Origin of the sequence: Pseudomonas sp. CROZ-RG-20F-R04-15 (genome assembly GCF_022662375.1) — a bacterium.
GTDB lineage: Bacteria > Pseudomonadota > Gammaproteobacteria > Pseudomonadales > Pseudomonadaceae > Aquipseudomonas.
On sequence record NZ_JAKNQL010000002.1, the window covers coordinates 63,238 to 80,608 of the forward strand.

Consider the following 17,371-nt stretch of genomic DNA (forward strand, 5'->3'; position numbering starts at 1 on the left):
AAGCACGTTACCTCGATCAGAAATTCAGTTGTGATCGGGAGTATTTTCGTTGTCCTGTCCCCGTTTCACTGACGAAATGCAAGACTTCAGTGGCGGCCGGGTCAAAACCTGCATTGCTCGAAATCGGCGGACTCTCTCGATCGATGCCGGCGCCGACCTGGTTCCTCTCAAGATCCCAGGAGGTTTGGCCCAGTTCTGCGCTTAAACCGGGTGTCGCAATTGTGACAAACGTCGAGCGTACATCGCCGACGGCACTGACGACTGCCCGGCTCACCGCTGTTCGAGTATGTACATCCAGGGTGTCGTAACCGGGGATCTGTGCGACGGCCAGATTGGCGATTTGTCCCAGAGATAGAAAGAAGTGGCGGCTGCTGGCACCGACCACGGCGTTTTCCGGGTTGAAGGTCGGTTCGCTGTTGCTCGAAGGCTTGGCCGGTGTTCCCAGCACCCCTCTCGCGGCGGAGGCTCCGGCAGCACTGGTGGCCGTTACCGCAGAAACGGAAAGGATGGACTGCAGAGCGTTTCCGGTCACGTCCGTTCCAAACAGCACCGAGCCGCCGAACCCGGTAGCGCCTGCCGCCAGCCCGGCAGCACCTACACTGACAGCTCCCGTGACCAGGTCAACACGTCCGACAGAGGGATTGCTTGGGCCGACATTGGCGAGGTACTGGGCTGACATCTCCCGAAACACTGTACCGAAGGCGCTGCCAAGCTGATTGGCAGCCGCTGTATTGCCTCTTGGGTCGAGTATGCCGAGCAGGGAAGGCGCGGCGCCCAACGCCGCACCTAATGCGGCACCGCCGATTTTTGCTGCCAGAGGTCCCCAGCTTCCCGGGTCGTTGATAGACATTGAGCTTTGCGCCCAGTTGGCCCCGGCGTAGCCACTGATGCCGCCCGAAATGGCCCCTGCCACTGCACCGCCAATCGTCACCGCAGAGTTCGCTGTCGGCAGGAACCCCACAAAAGCCGCCTGCACGGCCGCGCCAACGGCTGCGCTCATAAACTCTCGAGCGGCTGTTGCGCCTGCTGCCCTGACGGTATCGACCCCCGCCAGTCCCTGTCTGTCAACGAACCTGACGGGATTGCCGCGTACCATCAAAAACAGGTTCAGACCATCGGCGGTACTCACCGGGTCGGGACTGATCCAGCGCATCAACCAAGGTGCGTAGAAGCGTTGTCCATAGTAATAAAGTCCTGTGGCATCGCGCTCCTGGCCTGCGTAGCGCCGGGTCTTATAGCAGGCTCGAGCCTGATCGGGGCCCGCCCACCAGGAAGTACCACCGTAGGGGAAATAGTTCTCCTCGCTGACGGTGTCTCCTTGTTGGTCCAGCACCAGCATGCTTGAGCCCAGATGGTTGCTGAAGCTGTAGTGATAGTGATCGGCAGTCGCGCTTTCGTGAGGCCAATGCAAAACCTCAACTGCACAGCGTCCCGCTTGAACGGAAATGACGTGCAGGGTTTCGTCGGGGTACTCGCGTATTTCCAGCTCCGGCAGGTAGCGCGTTTCATGCCGTTGCGCGATGCCCTCTATGTATACGAGGCGAACCTTGCGCTTGCGCTGGCCCACACTGTTGTACACGTAGCGTTCGCAATCATTCGCAGCCTGTGTGCGTATGACCTGATCGACCTGACTCAATCGTCTGCCAGCGTTCCACTGCAGATTCTGCCCCGGTTGCAGCGTTTTTCGGTTGCCATTGGCATCAAATGCGGCGGCGATTTCAGGCTCGCCGGGAAGCGTTCCATCGTCGGATTGTTCAAGTCCCCGATTGCTGTACCGGGAGATTGCCGTACGCTGCGTCCAGCTGTGGCTGGCCGCGTTGTGAACCAGTGTAGTGAGATTGCCGGCAGCATCATATGTGTACGTCTGACGGTAGTTTTCCAGTTGCGCGGAGTCTGCTGGGGAGGTGAAGACAGGGGCATCAGGGCCATTTGAGGTGTTGCTTTGTTGCCAGCCAGTGGCTGAAATCAGTTGGTACAGGCTGTCGTAAGTAAATGTACTGAGCGGTTCGATCTTCTGGTTGCGAAAGAAGCGCGTGCGTTGCGCCATATCCTGAACGCTAAGGATATTGCCTACTGGATCATAGCGATAAACCAGTTTTTGCAGAGTAGACCTGTCGGACATCTCGGCGCTGATTTGCTCAAGTCGACCATTTTGCGGATCGTAAAGGTTCTGACTGATTACACCGTTGGCGGCAATCTGGCGCACGATTTGATTGTCGGGGTTGTACTGGATATCGAGCAGTAACACGCGCTCTTGCGTATCGCCCGCGATTTTCAGACTGATCTGTTTCAGTTGTCCGGCAATATTCAGTTGCAGCCGCTTCTGGTTGCCCATTGCGTCTTGCTGGCTGATCACCTCCCCCAAGGCGTTGAAGCTGAAATGGGTTGCTGCGCCGTGACCGTTTTCATGTAGGAGGTCCCGCTGCGTCTCGGTTTCCGGCCAGTCAGGCTCATCGAGTTGGTCGAGGAAATGTTGAACACACGTGATAGGGGCACCGCTCAGGGCGTAGTGCGGAAAAAATTCACTACCGGCACTGTCGTCATGGCGGACAATTCGACCGCACTGGTTAAGCGCTGCGGTCGATGGCGTACTGTCGCCGTAACTGAAGAATGTGCTGTTTCTGGCATTCCCCCTACGAGTTTGCACGATGCTACTGACCGGGCGCAGCATCAAGTCGTATCGGGTCTGCGTTTGGGTCAGTAGACCGTCCCAGTCGATCAGACGCAGACCGGCTGCGCCCGGCAAGGTCAGTTGGGTGGCCCCATCTACACATTCGCTGTCAAGGAGCACGCCCGTGAGGCTGGAGCGCAGTTTCAGATTCGGTGGGGTATCCGGCTCGCATTCTTGCCGCGCGTGCAAGCGGGGATCGCAGGCGTCAGTCAGGCGACCGCCAGCGTCGTAGCGCTGGCGGTAAATTCGTGGTTCGGCCGTTGTACCGTCCATGTCACGGCAGTAGGACACCGTAGCAATGTGTTGCCTTCTCGGATCCGTCACAGAAAGGGTCGGGGTAAAAATGTGCATGAATGTCTCATCCCTTAGCCAGTGAACCGGACTCAGTTATTCGGCAACGGAGGCGAACGGTCAACTGTCAGAAATTACAGTTGGATGAAGTTTGCGACGACTGGTGCAAATTTCGCTTATGGATAAAACAACATCGCCACCATTCCTGGCAGTTACGGTCATTGCCGTAACCCGCGGTCTTGCGGACAATCAACGCCACGTTTCTCGCTCATGGATTTGCCCGCATGTCGCAACCGATCTTTTTCGCCCACGCCAACGGCTTCCCTTCGGGCACGTATGGCAAGTTGTTCGCGGCGCTGGCGCCCGAGTACCGGGTTGCACATCTGGAACAGCATGCTCATGACCCGCGCTTTCCGGCGGACGACAACTGGTACAACCTCGTCGACGAGCTGATCCACCATTTGCAGCAGCAGGATCAACCGGTGTGGGGCGTCGGCCATTCCTTTGGTGGTGTGTTGCATTTGCACGCGGCGCTGCGTTGTCCTGAGTTGTATCGCGGCGTGGTGATGCTTGACTCGCCGGTGCTGACCCGCACCGATCAATGGGTGATCCGTGCCGCCAAGCGTTTTGGTTTTATCGACAAGCTGACCCCGGCCGGACGGACTTTGGGGCGCCGTGAAGAATTTGCCGATCTCGACAGTGCGCGCAGCTATTTTGCTGGCAAGACGCTGTTTCGCGGCTTCGATCCGGAATGTTTCGACGCCTACCTGCAGCACGGTTTGCACAAGGTTGGCGACAAACTGCGCCTGCGTTTCGACCCGGCCACCGAGATCAGTATCTATCGCGGTGTGCCGCACACCAGCCCTGGCCGTACCGGTCAATTGCAAGTGCCGCTGGCGGTGGTGCGCGGGCACAAGAGCCGCGTGGTCATGCGCCATCACACCCGATTCGTTTCACGTCTGGCCCAAGGCGAGGCTCTGAGCATGCCCGGCGGGCACATGTTCCCGCTTGAGCGTCCGCAGGACACCGCGCGCCTGTTGAAAAACCTGTTCAACCGCTGGGAAACCCGTCAGGACAAGGATTGCGCATGAGCCCGACCTTCGAAGAAGTGCGCCTGAGCCTGCCGCATATCGAGTTGGCCGCGCATTTGTTCGGCCCCGAGGACGGTATGCCGGTGATTGCGCTGCATGGCTGGCTCGACAACGCCAACAGCTTTGCCCGTCTGGCACCCAAGCTCAAAGGCTTGCGCATCATCGCGCTGGACATGGCCGGGCACGGGCATTCCGGGCACCGGCCGAACGGTGCCGGGTATGCGCTGTGGGATTACGCCCATGACGTGCTGCAAGTCGCCGAACAACTGGGCTGGAAGCGTTTCGGCCTGCTCGGGCATTCGATGGGCGCCATCGTTTCCATGGTGCTGGCGGGTTCGTTACCGGAACGCATCAGCCATCTGGCACTGATCGACGGCGTGATTCCGCCTACAGACAAAGGCGAAAATGCGGCCGAGCGCATGGGCATGGCCCTGCAAGCGCAGCTGGATCTGCGGGAAAAACGCAAACCGGTCTACACCACCCTCGACCGTGCCATCGAAGCGCGCATGAAAGGTCTGGTCGCCGTCAGCCGTGAGGCAGCTGAGTTGTTGGCTCAGCGCGGTCTGATGCCGGTCCCCGGCGGTTATACCTGGCGCACCGACAATCGTCTGACCCTGCCATCGCCGCTGCGTCTGACCCAGGAACAGGCAATGGCTTTTGCGCTGCGGGTCAGTTGTCCGGCGCATTTGGTCGTGGCGGCTGACGGCATGCTGGCCAAACATCCAGAGCTGCTGGAACGTCTACCCTTTAGCCGGGAACAGTTGGCGGGCGGGCACCATTTGCACCTGAACGATGAGGCCGGCGCGGATCTTGTCGCAGACTGTTTCAATCGCTTCTTCGCCATTCCTTGACTTGCTGCGGGCAACTGTCGAGGCTGGTCGGGTTGAAATGGGAGACAACCACGATGGATTTCTATACCGCTGCGACCCCGATTAGCCAAGCCATGTCGATCCGATGAGGCTGCCGATGCGGTCTTTCACGCTGTTGGCGCTGTGCTGCTTCAGTTCCTTTTCGTCCGCCGCCGATGTGCCGGGCAGTCATGACCTGCAAATCGTGCCGCGTCTGGCCGATGCGCAAATTGTCGACTATCGCCCTGCTGTTGAGCTTGAACGGATTTATCCGCTGGGTTCGATCCGCAAGATCAGTGGACAACTGCGTTTCGATGGCCAGGTCACTGCGCGTGGCCAAACCACTGCGGTGACCTACGAGTTGCCACCCGAACACTCTGCCACCGAAGCCTTCACTGCCGCTCGCGTGGCCCTGCAAAAGCAGGACGCCGAATTGCTGTTCTGGTGTCAGGCGCGTGATTGCGGCGAAAGCAGCCTGTGGGCCAACGAGGTGTTCGGTAATTCCAAACTGTATGGTGCCGACGAGCAGCAGGCCTATCTGCTGTTGAGGCTGGCGGCACCGCGCGATAACACGCTGGTGGCGCTCTACAGCATCACCCGTGGCAATCGCAAAGCCTATCTGCATGTCGAACAGTTCGAGGCGGTTGCGCCGCTGGGTGAGTTGCTGCCAACTTCGGCGACCCTGTTGCGTCAGCTTAAAAGCACCGGCGAACTGGATTTCCCCGGTCGGGTGAGTGAGCCGGATGACACCTGGCTCCGGCTGATTTCCCGTGGGCTTAACCTTGATACGACGTTGCGCGTGATAGTGTCCGGGCCCAAGGCCGAAGCCTGGCGTCAGGCGCTGATCAATCAGGGTGTGCGCGCGGCACGCATGGAAACCGGCAGTGTCGAAGGCTCTGGCCTGCGCATCGATCTGTTGCGTTAAGCTGTTGCGGGCGAACACGAACCGCGTGTTCGCCTACTCTTTGCCTGACTGACTTTTTCGAGACCTTACATGCTCAATAACGATCGCCTGCTGGTGCAGATCCTGCTGCTGGTGTTGTTTGGTGCCAGCCTGTGGGTGATGGCGCCGTTCTGGTCGGCGCTGTTCTGGGGCGCGGTGCTGGCGTTTGCCAGTTGGCCGCTGATGCGCCTGTTGACCCGTTGGCTCAATGGCCGTGAGTCCCTGGCGGCGGCGATTCTGACGTTGGGCTGGATGCTGCTGGTGGCGGCGCCGCTGGTGTGGCTGGGGTTCAACCTGGCCGATCATGTGCGCGATGCAACCGCGTTTATCAAGGATGTGCAAGTCGACGGTCTGCCGGAGGCGCCGGTTTGGCTGGGGACCTTGCCGTTCGTAGGGGAACGGCTGGTCGGGCTGTGGAACAGCATCGATCAGCAGGGCGCCGCACTGATGGTGTCGATCAAGCCTTATCTGGGGCAGGTTGGTAACTGGCTGCTGGCGCGCAGTGCGCAGATCGGCGGCGGGATTCTCGAGCTGACTCTGAGCATTGTCTTCGTGTTCTTTTTCTATCGCGATGGGCCGCGACTGGCGGCGTTTGTGCACAGTCTGCTGGAGCGTTTGATCGGCGATCGTGCCGGGTATTACATCGAGTTGGTGGCGGGGACGGTGCAGCGGGTGGTTAACGGCGTGATCGGCACGGCGGCGGCGCAGGCGGTTCTGGCGTTGATCGGGTTTTTGATTGCCGGGGTGCCGGGGGCGTTGGTGCTGGGGATCGTGACGTTTTTGCTGAGTCTGATTCCGATGGGGCCGCCGTTGGTGTGGGTGCCGGCCACGGCCTGGCTGGCGTGGAAGGGTGAGTATGGGATGGCGGTGTTTCTCGGGATTTGGGGGACGTTCATCATCAGTGGCGTGGATAACGTGCTCAAGCCGTATCTGATCAGTCGCGGCGGGAATTTGCCGTTGGTGATTGTGTTGCTTGGGGTGTTTGGCGGGTTGATTGCGTTTGGGTTTATTGGGTTGTTTATCGGGCCTACGCTTTTGGCGGTGGCTTATAGTTTGTTGACGGATTGGAGCAAGAGTCAGGGGCGGGTTGAGGAGCGGCGCTGATTTTTGGGGGCATATCCGTTGCTGCGGTAACGGCGGCTTAGGGTTCCGCCCTTACGGCGGGTCACTTTTTCCAGACGCCGAAAAAGTAACCAAAAAGGCTTGCTCCTGCGTGCGGCCCGCTCGCTGGGGCTCGGGGTTCCTTCGCTGCGGGATCGATCCGGGCGCAGCGCCTACGGTTTGCTTCGCTGCACCTCCTCTCGCTGTGTTTGGCTGCGCCAAACGGTCGCTGCGCTCCCACGCCCGGATCAATCCCTCCACTCAGCCTTCCGACGTCGCCCGTGGATCAAGATCAAAAGCAGGCGAGCTGACACTCGGCCTATTGAGTGGTGAAGAGCGTGGGGTGTTCGGCGGTTGATTTGCGTTCAACGCGGTATCGCACGTCGGCGTAGTTCTCCCAAACACCTCGGTCAGTCCCCTCTCCCTTTGGGAGAGGGTTAGGGTGAGGGGCTTTTGATCTGTTTCAGAATCTGAGTTCAACTCGGTATTTCACGTCGGCGTAGCTCTCGCAATCACCTCACCCAAACCCTCTCCCCCCGGGAGAGGGTTTGGGTGAGGGGCGTCGACTCAAGTCGCCACATTCAAATACTTGCCCACCGGCGCTGCGCTATCGAGCGAGTACTGTTTGCTCAAATTGGCAATCATGCGATTCAGCGCTTCTGTCGTGCTCTGGGTCGATGCCGTCTGTTCTTCGTCCGGTCGTTCACGCCCGGCCTGTAAAGCCGCTTTCAGTTCATCATTGCTCACGCCGCCACTGCTGTCGCTGTCGAGTACTTTGAGCAGTGCGGCGCTGGTGTCGGTGCTGGTCGATGAGGTGCTGTTGCTGCTCTGCAGAGCGCTGCTTAATTCGGTGGCCGTCACGCTGCCATCGCCATCCGCATCGAGCTGGCTGAACAGTTCGTCGCTGTTGATGTGTGGCGGCGGAGGGGGCGGGGTCAGGCTGGCGGTGAGTTCGTCCTGGCTGACGGTGCCGTCCTTGTTCTTGTCCAGGGCGGAGAAGATTTCGTTGCTGTCTGCAGTGCTGCCGGCGCTGGTCAGGCCGCTGCTCAGTTCGTCGCTGCTGATGGCGCCGTCACCATCGGTGTCGAGGGCGCTGATCAGCGCGTCGGCGAGGTCAGTGTCCGGCGCTTGATCGTGTGGCGGTGGCGGCGGGGGCGCCATGGCGGTCATTTCTTCGGCGCTGAGGCTGCCGCTGTCGTCGCTGTCCAGATCGCCGAATTGTTTGCTCAGGTTGACCAGCAGGCCATCGTCGGATTTCTGCGACAGAGCGCTTTTCAGTTCGTCCTGATCCACCGCACCGTCGCCGTTGCTGTCGAGTTTGGCGAACAGTTCTTTTTGCAGTTGCTGGCTACGCGCGTTTTGCGTGGAGGTGCTGCTGGTGCTGGTATAGCTCGTGTAATTGCTGACGCTACCGATCATCGGACTCACTCCCTGGAATGGCAAACCGGTGGGTGTACCGGCTTATGCAGCGTCAGGGCGCAAGTTGTCGGGGGTATGTGGGATTTGTACCGCTGGGTACACACGATGGACTGAACACCGCTGAACCCCTGTGGGAGCGAGCCTGCTCGCGAAGAGACCGGAACATACAAAAGAGATATTGGATCAACTGACGCCTTCGCGAGCAGGCTCGCTCCCACAATGAGTCGGTGGTGTTCTCAGGGGCGCGGCAGGCGAATGATAGCCGTGAGGCCACCGCCGGGAGTTTCTTCAAGGTTGAGCTGTCCACCCAAACGTTGCGCCGCCTCGCGGGCAATGGTCATTCCCAGTCCCACACCGCCGGAATTGCGATTGCGCGAGCCTTCCAGACGATAAAACGGTTCAAACACCGCTTCACGCTTGTCCTCGGCAATCCCCGGGCCTTGGTCGATCACGCGAATCAGCAGTTGTTCGCGCTGATCCTGCAGTTCAATCCGCGCCTGCCCGGCATAACGCAAGGCATTGTCCATCAGGTTATTGATGCACGAACGCAAGGCCATCGGTTGTACCGGCAGCGGTGCGCAATGGCCGCTGACTTGCACGTCGGCGCCCTGGTCCTGAGCGTTTTCGCACAGCGATTCGACCAGCGCCTGCACATCCATCAACTGCAAGGCTTCACTGGTGCGTTGTTCGTGCAAGTAGGTGAGGGTGGCGTCGAGCATGCCGATCATGTCGTCCAGATCCTGACGCATCTGGCCCTGCAGCTTTTCATCGCTGATGTTTTCCAGGCGCAGTTTCAGCCGAGACAGCGGCGTGCGCAGGTCGTGGGAGACGGCACCAAGCATGCGTGCGCGTTGCTGCACCTGTTCGCGAATGCGCCGCTGCATCAGGTTGAAAGTGTTCGCCGCTTGCCGTGCTTCTCGCGGGCCGGATTCGTCCAGTGGCGGGCTGTCGAGGTTTTCGCTGAGGCGTTCGGCAGCATCGCTGAGGCGCTGAATCGGGCGGCTGAGCAGTTTGGCGCCGTACCACGCAGCGATCATCAGTGTGATGAACTGAAACGTCAGCGGCACCAACGGACCACCAAACCAAGGGCGCGGTGGGCGTGGTGCAAAACGCGGATCCAGTGGCGGGCGTTGGCCATCGACGCCCGCGGAAAATTCCGGCGGCGGTGGTGGCGGAGGCGGACCGTAATGGTGAAACCAGGCAAAAGCCAGCAGGTGCGCGAGGACGATTGCCACGAACAGCACGCCAAACAGGCGGCCGAACAGCGTGTCGAAGCGCGCCCGCATCAGCCGATGTCTCGCGCGTCGAACAGGTAACCCTCACCGCGCACGGTTTTGATCAACTGTGGCGCTTTCGGGTCGTCGCCGAGTTTCTGCCGCAGGCGCGACACCAGCAGATCGATGCTGCGGTCGAACGCTTCGATCGAGCGACCACGGGCCGCGTCGAGCAATTGCTCGCGGCTGAGGACCCGGCGCGGGCGTTCGATAAACACCCAGAGCAAGCGGAATTCGGCGTTGGACAGCGGCACCACCAGGCCATCGTCGGCGATCAATTGGCGCAGGACACTGTTCAAGCGCCAGTTGTCGAAACGGATGTTGGCCCGTTGTTCGGTGCGGTCATCGCGCACCCGACGCAAAATCGTTTGTATGCGGGCGACCAGTTCACGCGGTTCAAACGGCTTGGCCATGTAGTCATCGGCGCCCAGTTCGAGGCCGATGATGCGGTCGGTCGGTTCGCAGCGAGCTGTCAGCATCAGGATCGGGATATCCGATTCGGCGCGCAGCCAGCGGCACAGCGACAAGCCGTCTTCGCCGGGCAGCATCAGGTCCAGCACGACAACGTCGAAATGCTCGGCCTGCATCGCCTGGCGCATGGCTGCACCGTCAGTGACGCCGCTGGCGTGGATGTTGAAGCGCGCGAGGTAATCGATCATCAGCTCGCGGATCGGCACGTCGTCATCGACGATCAGCGCACGAATGCTCCAGCGCTTGTCGTCTTTAGGCTCATCAGTCGCGGTCATTTGGGTGTTGTGCATGAGGCTGTTCATCTGCCGGTAGGCCGCCAACCACAAAAGATGGGCTGCGAGGTGGTGGTTTCAGCATAGGCGTCCGGCCGTGAGGCGGGAAGTGCTGATGTAAGGACGTGTTGCGGCTGGCGAGGCTAGCGTGGGTACTTGTTGCTGGCGTGTCGGCTGTGTATCGGAGTCGACACAATAGCAGCGAGCGCTATGCTGATCACGGTTGGCGCGACGATTTACCGATCATCGGGTGCCGCGCCGCCGCCGGTTCCGCTACAATGCGCGCCGATTTCGACCTGCCTGAGAGCCCATTCATGTCCGCCTGCCAGACTCCTATCATCGTCGCCCTGGATTTTCCCACCCGTGACGCCGCACTGAAGCTGGCCGACCAGTTGGACCCGAAACTGTGCCGGGTCAAAGTGGGCAAGGAACTGTTCACCAGTTGCGCCGCAGAAATTGTCGGCACCCTGCGTGACAAGGGTTTTGAAGTATTCCTCGACCTGAAATTCCACGACATTCCCAACACCACCGCGATGGCTGTTAAAGCCGCTGCCGAGATGGGCGTGTGGATGGTCAACGTGCATTGCTCCGGTGGCCTGCGCATGATGGCCGCTTGCCGGGAAGAGCTGGACAAGCGCAGCGGCCCGCAACCGCTGCTGATCGGCGTGACCGTGCTGACCTCGATGGAGCGTGAAGATCTGGCCGGTATCGGTCTGGATATCGAGCCGCAGGAACAAGTGCTGCGTCTGGCGGCACTGGCCGAGAAGGCTGGCATGGACGGTCTGGTGTGCTCGGCGCTGGAAGCCACTGCGCTGAAAACCGCACATCCGTCGCTGCAACTGGTGACCCCGGGCATTCGTCCGGCGGGCAGCGCGCAGGACGATCAGCGCCGCATTCTGACCCCGCGTCAGGCGCTGGATGCCGGTTCCGATTATCTGGTGATCGGCCGTCCGATCAGCCAGGCGGCTGACCCGGCCAAGGCATTGGCTTCGGTCGTAGCCGAAATCGCCTAAGGCACACGGAAGATCCAAATGTGGGAGCGAGCCTGCTCGCGAAGAGGGAGTGTCAGTCGACATCATTGCCAACTGACCCACCGCTTTTGCGAGCAGGCTCGCTCCCACATTTGTTTTGTAGGGGTTTTAGATTTTCAGTACTAACTTGCCAAAATTCTCGCCGCTGAACAATTTCATCAGCGTCTCCGGGAACGTCTCCAGACCTGCGACGATATCTTCCTTGCTCTTGAGCTGCCCCTTGGCCATCCAGCCGGCCATTTCCTGCGCGGCGCTGGCGTATTGCGCGGCATAGTCCATCACCACGAAGCCTTCCATGCGCGCACGGTTGACCAGTAGCGACAGATAGTTGGCCGGGCCTTTGACGGCTTCCTTGTTGTTGTACTGACTGATCGCACCGCAGATCACTACACGCGCTTTCATGTTCAAGCGGCTCAACACCGCATCGAGGATGTCGCCGCCAACGTTGTCGAAATACACGTCGACGCCTTTCGGGCATTCGCGTTTAAGCCCTGCCACGACATCTTCGGATTTGTAATCGATGGCTCCATCAAAGCCCAACTCGTCGATGAGGAATTTGCACTTGTCAGCACCGCCGGCAATGCCGACCACGCGGCAGCCTTTGATCTTGGCAATCTGCCCGGCAATGCTGCCCACCGCGCCCGCTGCACCGGACAACACCACGGTGTCGCCAGCTTTCGGCGCGCCGACGTCCAGCAAAGCGAAATACGCGGTCATGCCGGTCATGCCCAGCGCTGACAAATACACCGGCAGCGGGGCCAGTTTCGGGTCGACCTTGTAGAAACCTCTTGGCTCGCCAAGGAAATAATCTTGCACGCCAATGGCACCGTTAACGTAGTCGCCGACGGCAAACCCCGGATTGTTCGAGGCGATGACTTTTCCCACGCCCAGTGCACGCATGACTTCGCCGATACCGACCGGCGGGATATAGGACTTGCCTTCGTTCATCCAGCCACGCATGGCCGGGTCGAGGGACAGGTATTGGTTCTTGACCAGAATCTGGCCCGCCGCCGGTTCACCGACCGGAACTTCCTGATAGGTGAAGGTCTCGCGGTTGGCCGCACCCACCGGGCGTTTGGCGAGCAGGAACTGGCGATTGGTCTGGTTGGTCATGGCAGGCACTCGAACGGAATGAAGCCTTGTTGATAGACCCTCGGCGGCATCGGCGCAAGGTTGGCTGATGCGGCGAATGCACGCCGATCCAGTGCAGTGATAATCACCGGCACGGTTTTATCACTGCCATGCATGAACCCATAAACAGCCATTGGATAGTGCTGACGCGCGGCAGATCTCAATGACTATGCTGCGAAGCTACAAATCCCCTGCAGCTATCCCTTCGAGGACATAACAATGAGCATGACGTTTTCCGGTCAGGTTGCCGTAGTCACCGGCGCGGCCAACGGCATCGGCCGTGCGACCGCGCAGGCGTTCGCCGCCGAAGGCCTGAAAGTAGTGGTCGCCGACCTGGACGCAGCAGGGGGCGAGGGCACGGTGGCGCTGATTCGTACAGCCGGAGGCGAAGCGACTTTCGTGCGCTGCAACGTAACCGTCGAAAGCGAAGTGAAAAATCTGATGGACGAGGTCATCAATACCTACGGCCGTTTGGACTATGCCTTCAACAATGCCGGCATCGAAATCGAGAAGGGCAAACTGGCTGAGGGCTCGATGGACGAGTTCGACGCGATCATGGGGGTCAACGTCAAAGGCGTCTGGCTGTGCATGAAGTATCAACTGCCGCTGTTGCTGGCGCAGGGCGGTGGGGCGATCGTCAACACCGCTTCGGTAGCGGGACTGGGCGCGGCACCGAAGATGAGCATCTATGCGGCGTCGAAGCACGCGGTGATCGGTTTGACCAAGTCGGCAGCCATCGAATACGCGAAGAAGAAAATCCGCGTCAACGCGGTGTGTCCGGCGGTGATCGATACCGACATGTTCCGCCGCGCTTATGAGGCCGATCCGAAGAAGGGCGAGTTCGCCAACGCCATGCACCCTGTCGGCCGTATCGGCAAAGTTGAAGAAATCGCCAGCGCCGTGCTGTACCTGTGCAGCGACGGTGCCGCATTCACCACCGGCCACTCGCTGGCCGTGGATGGCGGCGTCACCGCATTCTGATCAGAACTCCGGAAAAACAGCCCGCAGGCCTTGCGGGCTTTTTTTTGTGAATCATGGTCGGTTCCGTGAAGTCCCTTAAACAATGTGTATCAAGCGGTTAGAACGGTCGCTTTTGACGGCGTTGTCGCACAGCCTGTCCGGCGCGGCTGTGATTTACTGCCGCCAGCAAAACGGACAGGAGTTTGCTTGCTCATGGAATTGAGAATTGATCGACAGGCAATGGTGCCGGTCGTGCAGCAGATTGTTGACGGACTGACGGAGTGGATCCTGCAAAGTGGTGTGCCGCCGGCTACTCGTTTGCCTTCGGTTCGGCAAATTGCCCGAGGCAATCTGCTCAGCCAGTCGTGTGTGGTCGAGGCGTGTGAACGGCTGGTATCGCAGGGTGTTTTGAGCTCATGCCAAGGCACCGGGTTCATTGTCGCTGCCGCGCCAGCGATGCTGGGGGCAGAAGATGAACTGGCGCCTTTCGAGGGGCGTTATGCCTGGTGCGATGCAGTCTGCGAGGCCGCAGACGGCTTGAAACTGGGGGGCGGTGGTCTGCCGCAAAGCTGGCGCGAGCCTGACGACCTCAGCTATGCGCTGCGCGAAGTGGCTCGTACTGACATGGCCAGCCTGTTCAACTACAGCACGCCCTTGGGGCTTCCAGCACTGCGCGAGCAGATCGTCAAACGCCTCAAGCTGCTGAGTATCGAGGCCCGCAGTTCGCAGTTGTTGAGTACCTGCGGTGCCAGCCATGCGCTGGATCTGATCGTGCGCACCTTGTTCAAGGCCGGTGACTGCGTGGTGGTCGAAACCCCTGGGTATGCGCCGCTGTTCGACCTGCTGCGTCTGCATGGCGTGCGCATGCTCGAGGTGCGCCGCACCCCGACCGGGCCGGACATCGAAGCACTGGAGTGTTTGTTGCGACAGTTTCGGCCAAGTGCGGTGTTCATCAACAGTCATCATCACAACCCCACCGGCAGTTGTCTGTCGCCAAGCGTGGCGCAACGCATCCTGCAACTGAGCAAAGCCTACGATGTGCGCTTGATCGAAGACGATGTCTACGCGGACTTGCACACCGGTAACGGTACACGACTGGCGGCGCTGGACGAAGAGGGGCGAGTCATCTACGTGGGCAGTTTTTCCAAGACCCTGAGCAGTTCGTTGCGGGTCGGGTTCGTCTTCGCCGACAGCGAAATTGTCAGGCGGCTGGCGCAGGTCAAGATGATCAGCGGCCTCGGCGCATCGAGGTTTTCCGAGGCCGTGCTGGCCAGCCTGATGGGCTGTGGCGCTTACCGCAAGCTGGTACAGCGCCAGCGTCAGCGTCTGAATGCCGACCGGGCTGCCGCATTGCAGGCCCTGGAGGACGCCGATTGGGAGGTTTTCGGCAAACCTTCAAGCGGGCTGTTCATCTGGGCACGTTCGCGCGTGACCGATCACTCTCGAATACTTCGACAGGCGCAACGCTGCGGCGTGTTGCTGTCAGCGCCGGATGCATTCAGTCCCAGTGGCGAGACGGGCGACTGGTTGCGTATCAATGTTGCGTACGCCTGCGATCCGCGCGCCCGGCAGTTTTTCCGCAACACCGGTGCGGATCGACCTCAAGTGTTCTGAAAACGACGCGGGCGTAGCTTTTTGCCATTATTCCGACGCCAGAGACTTGTGCGGGTGGATGGCCGTTGCGACTCTTCGCTCTACTGACAATGGCAGGGGACTACGCGCAATGATTTCGGCCATGCAAGGACGTTTTGCCAACCTCGGTATGGCAAAAAAACTGGGTATCGGGTTTGTGCTGGTTTTGCTGTTGACCGCGCTGGTGGCGGCCATTGGCGTCTGGTCCCTGCAAACCATCAGTCAGCGCTTCGACGGGCTGAAACAGATGTCCTCGCTCAACAGTGGCCTGCTCAAGGTGCGCCTGCTCGAGCAGGAATATGCCTTGCGCGGCAATCCGAAGACGGCCGATGCCCTGCGTAAGGGCGTCGACGAACTGGTGGCTCTGGCTGATCAGCTCAAGGCGCAGTCGGCGGCCAATGTGCCGGTCATGAATGATGTGCAGCAGTCGCTTGGCGCTTATCGCAAGGCGTTCGACGAGTTCGTGTCGTTGACTCAGGCCAAGGACCTCGCGCTGGAAATGGCCAGTTGGTCGGTGTCCAGTGTGGCCAATAATCTTGACGTGTTGCAGGCAGGGCTAGCCGATGATGGCGCCTATACCTTGAAGGACACCGAGGGCAAGGACGGTGCGCAGTTCATCGAGCAGGCCAGTCAGGTCAGCCAGGTCTCCCGGTTGATGTTGCAGGCAATGAATGAAGCGCGGATTCGTCTCGATCAAAGCCGCAAGGGCGATGCCGACAGCGCCGGCAAGGGCAATATCGAGCAGGCCGCTCAAGCGCAGACGCAGGCCGAGGAACTGAAGACCACGGTCAAGGACGAGGGCTATCTGACCGTCCTCAATGAAGTGTCCGGGCATATCGCCGGTTTCAACGAAAAACTGGCTGAGTACACCGGATTGCTCGCGCAGGAAAAAACCGTCTACGAGCAATTGCACCAGCGTGCCGACCAGGTGGTCGAGCGGGTGAATCAGGCTTATGTCGCTGAAGACGGCGCGATGCAGGCGGAACTGAAGAAAAACTCGCTGCTGATCATTGGTTCATCGGCGCTGGCGTTGCTGGTCGGCTTGCTCGCCGCTTGGCTGATCACTCGACTGATCGTCGCACCCTTGCGCAGCGTGATTCAGGTCGCGCAAAAGATTGCCGCCGGTGACTTGAGTGCAACCGTGCAAGTGACCCGCCGGGACGAAATCGGTCAGTTGATGCTGGCGATGCAACAGATGGGGGCGGGGCTGAGCACGATCGTCAGTGGCTTGCAGGCGGGGATCGAGCAACTGGCCAGTTCGGCGCAATCGTTGTCGGCGGTCACCGAGCAGACCAACCTTGAGGTCAGCAGCCAGAAGGAAGAAACCGAGCAGGTCGCCACGGCGATGAATCAGATGACCGCCACCGTGCATGACGTTGCGCGCAACGCCGAAGAGGCGGCGCTGGCCGCACAAACGGCGGACGACAAGGTCGAGAGTGGGCAGCAGGTGGTGCGCCAGAGCATGGTGCGGATCGAACAATTGGCCGACTCGGCGACGTCGGCCAGTTCCAGCATCGAAAGCCTCAGTGCGGAAATCCAGAATATCGGCACGGTGCTGGGGGTGATCAAGAGTGTCGCTGAACAGACCAATCTATTGGCGCTGAATGCCGCGATAGAGGCAGCGCGGGCAGGGGAGCAGGGCAGGGGCTTTGCGGTGGTGGCCGATGAGGTGCGCGCGCTGGCTCGGCGCACGCAGCAATCGACTGAGGAGATTGAACGACTGGTCAGTGCGTTGCGTTCGGCAGCCGATGCTTCTGTGCAGCAGATACAGAGTAGCGGGGAGTTGGTGAAGCTGGCGGTCAGTGATGCGCTGCAGACCGAGAGTGCGCTGGGCAGTATTGCGGCGGCGGTGTCGTTGATTCAGCAGATGAATCAGCAGATTGCGGCGGCGGCCGAGGAGCAGAGTTCGGTGGCGGAGGAGATCAATCGCAGTGTGACGAGTATTCGCGCGAGTGCGGATCAGTCGTCGATTGCGATGCGCGGGAATGCGGCTTCGAGTGTTGAGCTGGCGCAGTTGGGGAGTGGGTTGCGTGGGATGGTTGGGCATTTTCGGCTTTGACGCTTTGGGCTTGGCGGCCTTTGGGCCGGCCAGGCTCTTGGGGTTTTGGGGGGATATCCGTTGCTTCGGGTGTTGCTGATTAGGGTTCCGCCCTTACGGCGGGTCACTTTTTACAAACGCCTAAAAAGTAACCAAAAACGCTTGCTCCTACGTGCGGCCCGCTCGCTGGGGCTCGAG

At 60.1% G+C, this 17,371-nt stretch carries 14 protein-coding genes; 8 read left to right on the forward strand and 6 right to left on the reverse strand.

Going from position 1 to position 17,371, the window contains the following annotated elements:
- Window positions 1-16: 16 nt before the first annotated feature.
- Window positions 17-3,022, reverse strand: coding sequence for an RHS repeat-associated core domain-containing protein (locus L8H52_RS04610; RefSeq protein WP_242205925.1), 3,006 nt, complete (start codon window positions 3,020-3,022; stop codon window positions 17-19).
- 224 nt (window positions 3,023-3,246) lie between these two features.
- Here L8H52_RS04610 and L8H52_RS04615 point away from each other — a divergent pair, with 224 nt between their 5' ends.
- The 4 genes from L8H52_RS04615 to L8H52_RS04630 all read left to right on the forward strand — a co-directional run bounded on the left by L8H52_RS04615 (window position 3,247) and on the right by L8H52_RS04630 (window position 6,948).
- Window positions 3,247-4,053 carry an alpha/beta hydrolase gene (locus tag L8H52_RS04615; protein WP_242205923.1) on the forward strand — a complete coding sequence of 269 codons (807 nt, stop codon included), beginning with the start codon at window positions 3,247-3,249 and terminating at the stop codon, window positions 4,051-4,053.
- On the forward strand, window positions 4,050-4,904 hold the full coding sequence (locus L8H52_RS04620) for an alpha/beta hydrolase (protein ID WP_242205921.1): 855 nt from the start codon (window positions 4,050-4,052) through the stop codon (window positions 4,902-4,904). The genes L8H52_RS04615 and L8H52_RS04620 overlap by 4 nt, the downstream gene beginning before the upstream one ends.
- Before the next feature lie 115 nt (window positions 4,905-5,019).
- Window positions 5,020-5,826, forward strand: coding sequence for a DUF4892 domain-containing protein (locus L8H52_RS04625; RefSeq protein ID WP_242205918.1), 807 nt, complete (start codon window positions 5,020-5,022; stop codon window positions 5,824-5,826).
- Between the two features lie 69 nt (window positions 5,827-5,895).
- Window positions 5,896-6,948 (forward strand): AI-2E family transporter, encoded by a 1,053-nt coding sequence (locus L8H52_RS04630; protein WP_242205917.1) that lies wholly within the window; start codon window positions 5,896-5,898, stop codon window positions 6,946-6,948.
- Between the two features lie 564 nt (window positions 6,949-7,512).
- Here the strand turns inward: L8H52_RS04630 and xopAW are convergent.
- From xopAW to L8H52_RS04645, 3 genes are all read right to left on the reverse strand, one after another.
- Window positions 7,513-8,364, reverse strand: a complete 852-nt coding sequence (gene xopAW / locus L8H52_RS04635; RefSeq protein ID WP_242205915.1) for a XopAW family type III secretion system calcium-binding effector — start codon at window positions 8,362-8,364, stop codon at window positions 7,513-7,515.
- Between the two features lie 236 nt (window positions 8,365-8,600).
- Window positions 8,601-9,650 (reverse strand): ATP-binding protein, encoded by a 1,050-nt coding sequence (locus L8H52_RS04640; protein ID WP_242205913.1) that lies wholly within the window; start codon window positions 9,648-9,650, stop codon window positions 8,601-8,603.
- On the reverse strand, window positions 9,650-10,411 hold the full coding sequence (locus tag L8H52_RS04645; protein WP_095048649.1) for a response regulator: 762 nt from the start codon (window positions 10,409-10,411) through the stop codon (window positions 9,650-9,652). The genes L8H52_RS04640 and L8H52_RS04645 overlap by 1 nt, the downstream gene beginning before the upstream one ends.
- Before the next feature lie 284 nt (window positions 10,412-10,695).
- Here L8H52_RS04645 and pyrF point away from each other — a divergent pair, with 284 nt between their 5' ends.
- Window positions 10,696-11,394 (forward strand): orotidine-5'-phosphate decarboxylase, encoded by a 699-nt coding sequence (gene pyrF / locus L8H52_RS04650; protein WP_185036818.1) that lies wholly within the window; start codon window positions 10,696-10,698, stop codon window positions 11,392-11,394.
- 126 nt (window positions 11,395-11,520) lie between these two features.
- On the opposite strand, the gene L8H52_RS04655 is transcribed toward pyrF, so the two are convergent.
- Together L8H52_RS04655 and L8H52_RS04660 are read right to left on the reverse strand one after the other, a co-directional pair.
- Window positions 11,521-12,525: an NADP-dependent oxidoreductase gene (locus tag L8H52_RS04655; protein WP_242205910.1), complete on the reverse strand. Its 1,005-nt coding sequence runs from the start codon at window positions 12,523-12,525 to the stop codon at window positions 11,521-11,523.
- The gene (locus L8H52_RS04660; protein ID WP_242205909.1) at window positions 12,522-12,677 is read right to left on the reverse strand and encodes a hypothetical protein; all 156 of its coding nucleotides are present in this window, start codon (window positions 12,675-12,677) and stop codon (window positions 12,522-12,524) included. Before L8H52_RS04660 ends, L8H52_RS04655 begins: the two co-directional genes overlap by 4 nt.
- An 85-nt stretch (window positions 12,678-12,762) precedes the next feature.
- On the opposite strand from L8H52_RS04660, the gene L8H52_RS04665 reads away from it, so the two are divergent.
- The 3 genes from L8H52_RS04665 (at window position 12,763) to L8H52_RS04675 (ending at window position 17,194) form a co-directional block, all read left to right on the forward strand.
- Window positions 12,763-13,524, forward strand: coding sequence for an SDR family oxidoreductase (locus tag L8H52_RS04665; RefSeq protein ID WP_007917441.1), 762 nt, complete (start codon window positions 12,763-12,765; stop codon window positions 13,522-13,524).
- Window positions 13,525-13,716: 192 nt separating this feature from the next.
- On the forward strand, window positions 13,717-15,117 hold the full coding sequence (locus tag L8H52_RS04670) for a PLP-dependent aminotransferase family protein (RefSeq protein ID WP_242205907.1): 1,401 nt from the start codon (window positions 13,717-13,719) through the stop codon (window positions 15,115-15,117).
- Between the two features lie 109 nt (window positions 15,118-15,226).
- Window positions 15,227-17,194, forward strand: a complete 1,968-nt coding sequence (locus tag L8H52_RS04675; RefSeq protein ID WP_242205905.1) for a methyl-accepting chemotaxis protein — start codon at window positions 15,227-15,229, stop codon at window positions 17,192-17,194.
- Window positions 17,195-17,371 lie beyond the last annotated feature (177 nt).

What these genes read in the sequence shown, in the direction of transcription:
- L8H52_RS04610 (WP_242205925.1), bottom strand. Translation starts at nt 3,022, where the DNA reads ATGCACATTTTTACCCCGACCCTTTCTGTGACGGATCCGAGAAGGCAA.
- L8H52_RS04615 (WP_242205923.1), top strand. Translation starts at nt 3,247, where the DNA reads ATGTCGCAACCGATCTTTTTCGCCCACGCCAACGGCTTCCCTTCGGGC.
- L8H52_RS04620 (WP_242205921.1), top strand. Translation starts at nt 4,050, where the DNA reads ATGAGCCCGACCTTCGAAGAAGTGCGCCTGAGCCTGCCGCATATCGAG.
- L8H52_RS04625 (WP_242205918.1), top strand. Translation starts at nt 5,020, where the DNA reads ATGCGGTCTTTCACGCTGTTGGCGCTGTGCTGCTTCAGTTCCTTTTCG.
- L8H52_RS04630 (WP_242205917.1), top strand. Translation starts at nt 5,896, where the DNA reads ATGCTCAATAACGATCGCCTGCTGGTGCAGATCCTGCTGCTGGTGTTG.
- xopAW (WP_242205915.1), bottom strand. Translation starts at nt 8,364, where the DNA reads ATGATCGGTAGCGTCAGCAATTACACGAGCTATACCAGCACCAGCAGC.
- L8H52_RS04640 (WP_242205913.1), bottom strand. Translation starts at nt 9,650, where the DNA reads ATGCGGGCGCGCTTCGACACGCTGTTCGGCCGCCTGTTTGGCGTGCTG.
- L8H52_RS04645 (WP_095048649.1), bottom strand. Translation starts at nt 10,411, where the DNA reads ATGAACAGCCTCATGCACAACACCCAAATGACCGCGACTGATGAGCCT.
- pyrF (WP_185036818.1), top strand. Translation starts at nt 10,696, where the DNA reads ATGTCCGCCTGCCAGACTCCTATCATCGTCGCCCTGGATTTTCCCACC.
- L8H52_RS04655 (WP_242205910.1), bottom strand. Translation starts at nt 12,525, where the DNA reads ATGACCAACCAGACCAATCGCCAGTTCCTGCTCGCCAAACGCCCGGTG.
- L8H52_RS04660 (WP_242205909.1), bottom strand. Translation starts at nt 12,677, where the DNA reads ATGGCTGTTTATGGGTTCATGCATGGCAGTGATAAAACCGTGCCGGTG.
- L8H52_RS04665 (WP_007917441.1), top strand. Translation starts at nt 12,763, where the DNA reads ATGAGCATGACGTTTTCCGGTCAGGTTGCCGTAGTCACCGGCGCGGCC.
- L8H52_RS04670 (WP_242205907.1), top strand. Translation starts at nt 13,717, where the DNA reads ATGGAATTGAGAATTGATCGACAGGCAATGGTGCCGGTCGTGCAGCAG.
- L8H52_RS04675 (WP_242205905.1), top strand. Translation starts at nt 15,227, where the DNA reads ATGATTTCGGCCATGCAAGGACGTTTTGCCAACCTCGGTATGGCAAAA.